Here is a 6,004-nt window from a genome sequence, read left to right as displayed (position 1 = left end):
GGGTTCACATTCTTTCCGTCTTCGCATTCATGATTTGAACGACCAAGTCCGCGGTGGAATATTCCACACCGATCGATTTCCAAACCGCTCCGATTCCCGCAGCGATCAAGGAAGCATTTTCAGTCGGGCTGTCGTAAACCGCTCCGACCGCTTTTGCACCTTCACCCAAAAGTGTGGAGATCATAAGAATGGAAATCATGGAAATTACGATCGCGGAAGCGGGAGAATGGACGTCGAGTCCTTTCGCCTTTTGAACCCATCTTCTCCAGGCAAAGAATCCGAGACCGATCAAAACAAGAATGGAGACGACTTGAACGATGGACTCATACAAATGTCCCGCGCTTTCTCCAAAGAGAAAACCGATCAGAGAGAATTTGTAGGGATCATCCATTCCGTATCCGAACATTCCGGAGATCATCTGGCTTGTGGTATGAAGGAGATAGGTGATGAAGCCGTAAAAGATAAATGCGTGCATGATTCCGCGAAGAGGTTCTTTGAAGTTCTTCTTTTGGAGAATCACGTTCTGGATAAAACTGTTGATTCTAAATCCCCAGTTCGGGTTTTCCAGAAAGTTCTCGGTCCCGGCCGCTTTTCTTGCGTTGAAGATCAGTTGAAGACGATAAAGAATCGCACGGATAAAAACTACGTTCGCGATGACGAAGAGGATCGTAAAGATCACGTGAAAGGCGATTTGTGAAATAGCCATATTGATGAGTTACCCTTTCTTTTGGATTGGTGGATTGATTTACACCGTAGGAATCCAGAACCTCCCTGTCGAGGAATTTTCAAATCGACGACCTTGGGTAGAACGATCGTTCTTGAGATTGAAACTCAATGATTTTTTGAGGGAATCTACCTCTGTTTGAGTTCCTACTTTCTTTGGAACGCGGAGGATCCGAACCCTTCGGTGAAACCTCGGTGTGGGAACTCTTACGTTTTCCCGAAGCGCGATCTTGACCCTTCGGTGAAACCTCGGTGTGGGAACTCTTACCTTTTTTCAAAGCGGACTTGCATTCAATTGAGACAAGGTCTCTTTTATTCAAACTGTCTTGACAGCGAAAATTCTTCCTCTAAAAAAGAAGATGCAAAATAAGGAATCAGTCCAAAGATTGAAGGACGTTCTTTTTTAGAATGGCCGATAAGGAGCAGACGTGGCCTCAATTTTTTCATCCCATCCCACCGATATCATCTTAGAAAAAGCCCTCGATGGAGTTCGAATCTCTCCGGAAGAAGCCTTATCGCTTTACAAAGACGCGGATCATCTGAAGATCATGGCCGCCGCAAGAACCCTAAGAGAAAAAATTCTCCCTCACACGCAAGCGAGTTATACGATGTTCCGGGTCGTAAACTACACAAACTTCTGCAACGTGGAATGTAGTTTTTGTTCCTTCATGGACGAGATCGGAAGCGGAAAGGGTTACGTCTTAAGCGCCGAAGAAATTTTGGAAAAGATGGACTACGCGGTCGGAGAAGGCGCGGATCAGATGTTTCTCCAGGGCGGCGTTTATCCGGATCTCCCGTTCGAATATTATTTAAATGTAATCTCTTCCGTAAAAAAGAAATATCCGGACATGCATATCCGCGCTTTTTCTCCCGTGGAAATCATCAACTTAGAAAAGATCACCGGACTTCCTCTCAAAGAAGTATTACAAATTTTGAAACAAGCCGGTCTTGATTCCGTGCCAGGAGCGGGAGCGGAGATTCTTACCGATCGGATGCGCAATATCATCTCTCCCAAAAAAGCGACCACGGAAGAATGGGTTCGCGCGATGGAAACCTGTCACGAGGCCGGACTTCCGGGAAGCGCGAATATAGTCTTCGGTTCCGAAGAAACAAAAGAAGAAGTGATCGAACATTTGAGCGTTGTGCGAAATCTTCAAGACCGAACCGGAGGATTCTTATCCTTTATTCCCTGGACGTTTCAACCGCAGACAAAACGTTTCAAGGTGCGAGCGGTTTCCACGCAAGAATATCTAAAGGTTCTCGGAATTTGCAGAATCTTCTTGGACAACATTCCTCATATCGAAACTTCGGTGATGGTTCTCGGGAAAGGCGTCGGGCAGTTGGCATTGACGAGCGGCGCGGACGATATCTCTTCCGTAGTCATCGAAGAGAACGTTCTTCGTTCCTACGGACTCAAGACGGAAAAAGAAGCGATCAAGTTTTTGAAAGAAGGCGGATTTGTTCCGAAACGAAGGGACCTTCTCTACAACTACGACCGTTACGGAAACGAATTGGCTCAGAGCCTTTGAGAAAATTTTTCCGGAAACTTACCGTTTTCCCGTTTTAAAAAAGAGGAAAATTTTGATTCCCGAGTTTGTTCTCTAATCAGTGGAATCCGAACCTGAGAAATTCTTCTTTGAGCGATTTTTCCCGGAGAAAAAAGAGTAAAACGTTTCTTCGGCCGGATGTTTTTTTCAAGGTCGATATCCGAACGTGTTCGAATTCTTCTTTGAGAATTGATCGTGCGGGATTCTACTTTGGAACAGACTTAAAATCCGGAGTAATTCCGATTCAAAAAAGGAAATCGCGGAACAAGGAAATGGCTCATTCCCTCGGATTTCGAGATAAGAATAAAAAAAGAGAATCCGTTTTTAGATGGAGAAAGGGTCTTACATTAGACGACGTCTTTTCCGGCGAAGAGACGTTAGGAGAAATCGATGAAAATTTTCAATAGCATTCTGGTGTTTGCGTTGGCTTTTAATTCCTGCGCTCATGAAGTCAAAGAAAGAATTCACGTGGATACCGGAGTTACCGTAAAAACGCTCGGGCCTCATAAATACGAGCTCGTTTCGATCGGCCAGGCCTCGTCTTCTTCGGTGGAAGAGAACGATAAATTCAAGATGCAGAATACTTCCTGCACCGCGGCGAAAACGATCGCGACTCGGAAACTCGAGGAACTCGAACCGGAACAAAAGAACAGACAGTTTTTTTTGGAGTTAAAGAATACGAAGTATTTAGAAGAGGGAGTTTACTGTGAAATCACTTATCACTACGAACTTCCGATTCCTAAAAAGCAGTAGTCGAAGATCCGGAAATTTCTTTCGGAAAATAACGAACGGGTTCGATAAAAGAAACCCGGTTTCGTCCTTTCTTTTTCGATTCGTAAAGCGCCGAGTCGATGGAATGATAGATATCGTCAAAACTGAATTCTTCTTCGGGGCCGAAGATGCAGGCTCCGATGGAAACGGTGATCTTTACCGGATCCCCGGTTTTTGTCCGATAGGAAAGTTCCTTTTCGGAAACGTCGAGCCTTAGTTTTTCGCAGAGTTGCGAGAGATCGTCTTTTTTGATCGCGTCGAGAAGAATACAAAATTCGTCCCCTCCGATTCGGGAACAAATGTCGGTGGCTCTTACCCTGTGTTTCATCACTTCCGAGATCGTTCTCAAAGCCTGGTCTCCCGCCAGATGTCCGTAGGAATCGTTGATCTCTTTTAAGTAATCCATATCCAGAATGATCATCGCGAGAGAAAAGCGGTAACGTTGCGCTCTCTTTAAAAAAAGTTCGAACTGCTCGATCAAATATCTTCTGTTGTAAAGACGGGTGAGTTCGTCCACCTTCGAAATTTTTTCGATCTGAATATTCTTATCCCGAAGTTTGTTCACCGCCTTTTGCAGCTTTTTTTTGGCGCGATGATCCATCACCCTCCAGAAGTTGATCAGAAGATTTCCGATCACACCTGTCGTAAGATAAATCAAAATGATCGCAAAGTCGTGTTGCAGAGGCATTGCAAAACCTGTGATCGTCGTACAAACTACGAGGGAGAAGTAAAAGAGAGAATTGAAAAAGATCACAGTGGTTCCCGTAAACCAGAGGAGAATGTTCCCGCTTACGACCAAGGCGGTGAAAAAATGGAAGTAAAGCCCCATTCTTCCTGAATCCAAAAAGACAAAGGGAAGCAAGGAGAATACGATTGTCCCCGAAGAAAGGATGCTGAACCTTTCGATGCTCCTTCGGAAAAGGTGCTTCCATTTTATAAGTAAGAATGCGAAAAACCCTGAGAGAAAAATCACAGTCAAACGAGAGTAAATCAAGAGACGATTTTCTTCTCCGAAAGGGTCGGCTCCGTCGGGAACCAAAGCGGAAAGAATGCTGATTCCGATACAAAGAAAAAAATAAATTACGGTAGCTCTTCGTATATCCAACTGATAGATTTTCAGATAATCATTCGGGAACGGATTGAAAAAAACTCTTCGAGCGAGGAGTTTGATTTTTTGATTGTTTCCGAAAGAATATCTCATTTATTTTCTAACTGTAAAACCGGATCTCGCTCCCCATTTTAAAAACGGCCCGGTTTAAACAATCAGGATTTGTGCGAGTTCCCGGACATAGGAATTCGACCGAATTTGTAAAAGAATAACTGTGTCGAATTTTAAAAAACGACGATCTTTCTGGGATTTTTTGTCAGGACTGAAGGAAGCGGCATTCCTTCTCCTCCGAGAGAGCGAACCGATTTTCCGTTGATTCGGAGGGAAACTCCGGAAATCGGCAGATTCTCCATAAGACTGTAGGTGAGTTGATCGATCCGGTCTTTGAGAATTTCAGGGCCGGCGCCTCTTTCCAAATCTCCGCTGAGAGAAATTTTTAGAATTCCGTCTTCGATCCTGTAATCGGAATTGTAGTTGAGACCGGAAGGAATCGAGTTGAGAATGCCTTTTTCTTTTTCCGCGGCGACCGGTCCGGCGATGAGAGAATTCAGGATGAGTTTTACTCGATCTCCTCCTTTCGAAAGACGCAGAACCTTTACGAGTCTGGAATGACTCTTGCTTCCTTTTCCGTAAAACTTGAGAAAGTAGAGGGCCAGTTCCCCTTTTTCCGTTGGAAGAGAAGTCGCGGATCCTTTGCTTTGTGATTCGGAAATCTGGGGATCCATAACGGGAACTAAATTTTCTTCGTTTAGATCTTCTTCGACGGAGTTCGTATTTTCAGAAGAAGAGGTTTGAACGTCTCCGTTTTGTAGGAGCTCCCCGAGGATTTCGTCTTCGGCTTGATCCATCATTTCTTTGTGATTGAGATTTCCCCGGTTGGAATTTTGGGATTCCGGATTCATCTTACCGATATTTCGAAAACCTTGAAACCCGGCTCCCGAAAGGGAAAATCCGGAGCCCGTGCTTTTATCCAAAAGCACTAACGTAAAAATAATCCCCGTTAATATGAAGATGAGATTTTTTCTTTTTTCCGAATCCGGCACTCTATCATTTTCGGAAAGAATTCGGATTCTATGCAGGCAAAAATCAGAGGAGTTGGGCGAGATCCGAAAGGTTTTTGAGCTCGATTTCGAAGTCGGGAATTTCTCCGGGATTGGCATGTCCGTACGCGCAGAATGCAAAGGGACAGCCGTTTTGACGAGCCGCTTCGTGGTCGGAAAGTCTGTCTCCGATCATGAGAATCTTCTCCGGTTCGAAGCCGTAGAGTTTTACGTATTCTTTGAGAATTCCTCCCTTTGTTTTGATCCTTTCGTTGTCGATCACGAGGATCGGATCAAAGAGAGGGAGAACGCCAGCGACTTCGAGAATGGTTTCTACGTAAGCCCGTCGTCCGTTCGAAGCGGCTAAGATGCGAAAGCCCTTTCTGGAAAGGGACTCGATCGTCTCCTTTACTTTTGGATAAAATTCCCCTTCGCCGTTTCGGATTTTCTGACAGAGAAAACGAAGGACGCTGTCGGAGATCCTGTCTCTTTCTTCTTCTCTGAGTTGAGGAAGAAGGTTGAGAAAAATGGTTTTGACCGGTTTTCCGATCTCATCCATGATTCTTTCTCTCGAAGGCAATTCTATGGGAATTCCCGAGCTCTGGGAAAAATGTTCGATTGCGTCCTTATAAACTTCGAGAATGATTTCCTCGGAGGAAAACAAGGTTCCGTCTACGTCGAAGGCAAGGGCCTGGAGAGAATCGCTGGAAAAAGAAGTCATTTCTGAGGACAGTTTCTGAAAACGGATCCTTTTGGCATTTTCTTTTTCCCTTTGCTTGATTTTCCCCGGACGCGGAGAAAATAGGAAGTATCTC

At 44.7% G+C, this 6,004-nt stretch carries 6 protein-coding genes and 1 pseudogene; 3 read left to right on the top strand and 4 right to left on the bottom strand.

Going from position 1 to position 6,004, the window contains the following annotated elements:
* Nucleotides 1-28 precede the first annotated feature (28 nt).
* Nucleotides 29-706, bottom strand: a pseudogene (locus tag CH376_RS13090) (Fe-S oxidoreductase); the annotation flags it as partial.
* 445 nt (nucleotides 707-1,151) lie between these two features.
* On the opposite strand from CH376_RS13090, the gene mqnC reads away from it, so the two are divergent.
* The 3 genes from mqnC to CH376_RS13070 all read left to right on the top strand — a co-directional run bounded on the left by mqnC (nucleotide 1,152) and on the right by CH376_RS13070 (nucleotide 3,023).
* Nucleotides 1,152-2,252 carry a cyclic dehypoxanthinyl futalosine synthase gene (mqnC, locus tag CH376_RS13080; protein ID WP_100784228.1) on the top strand — a complete coding sequence of 367 codons (1,101 nt, stop codon included), beginning with the start codon at nucleotides 1,152-1,154 and terminating at the stop codon, nucleotides 2,250-2,252.
* 290 nt (nucleotides 2,253-2,542) lie between these two features.
* Nucleotides 2,543-2,677 carry a hypothetical protein gene (locus CH376_RS24740; protein ID WP_276328255.1) on the top strand — a complete coding sequence of 45 codons (135 nt, stop codon included), beginning with the start codon at nucleotides 2,543-2,545 and terminating at the stop codon, nucleotides 2,675-2,677.
* Nucleotides 2,661-3,023 (top strand): LIC11299 family lipoprotein, encoded by a 363-nt coding sequence (locus CH376_RS13070; protein ID WP_100784230.1) that lies wholly within the window; start codon nucleotides 2,661-2,663, stop codon nucleotides 3,021-3,023. Before CH376_RS24740 ends, CH376_RS13070 begins: the two co-directional genes overlap by 17 nt.
* On the opposite strand, the gene CH376_RS13065 is transcribed toward CH376_RS13070, so the two are convergent.
* The 3 genes from CH376_RS13065 to CH376_RS13055 all read right to left on the bottom strand — a co-directional run bounded on the left by CH376_RS13065 (nucleotide 3,010) and on the right by CH376_RS13055 (nucleotide 5,910).
* Complete coding sequence (locus CH376_RS13065) at nucleotides 3,010-4,242, bottom strand: GGDEF domain-containing protein (protein WP_100784231.1); 1,233 nt, start codon at nucleotides 4,240-4,242, stop codon at nucleotides 3,010-3,012. The two genes, CH376_RS13070 and CH376_RS13065, sit on opposite strands and share 14 nt — an antisense overlap.
* A gap of 131 nt (nucleotides 4,243-4,373) precedes the next feature.
* Entirely contained in the window at nucleotides 4,374-5,192 is an 819-nt protein-coding gene (locus CH376_RS13060) for a GerMN domain-containing protein (RefSeq protein ID WP_100784232.1), read from the bottom strand.
* 43 nt (nucleotides 5,193-5,235) lie between these two features.
* A complete protein-coding gene (locus CH376_RS13055; RefSeq protein ID WP_100784495.1) occupies nucleotides 5,236-5,910 on the bottom strand; it encodes an HAD family hydrolase in 675 nt (224 codons plus the stop codon).
* Nucleotides 5,911-6,004 lie beyond the last annotated feature (94 nt).

It is taken from the genome of Leptospira adleri (assembly GCF_002811985.1).
GTDB classification, from domain to species: Bacteria; Spirochaetota; Leptospiria; order Leptospirales; family Leptospiraceae; genus Leptospira; species Leptospira adleri.
The sequence above is the reverse complement of the archived record's forward strand: the minus strand, read 5'-3'. Positions and strand labels throughout refer to the sequence as shown.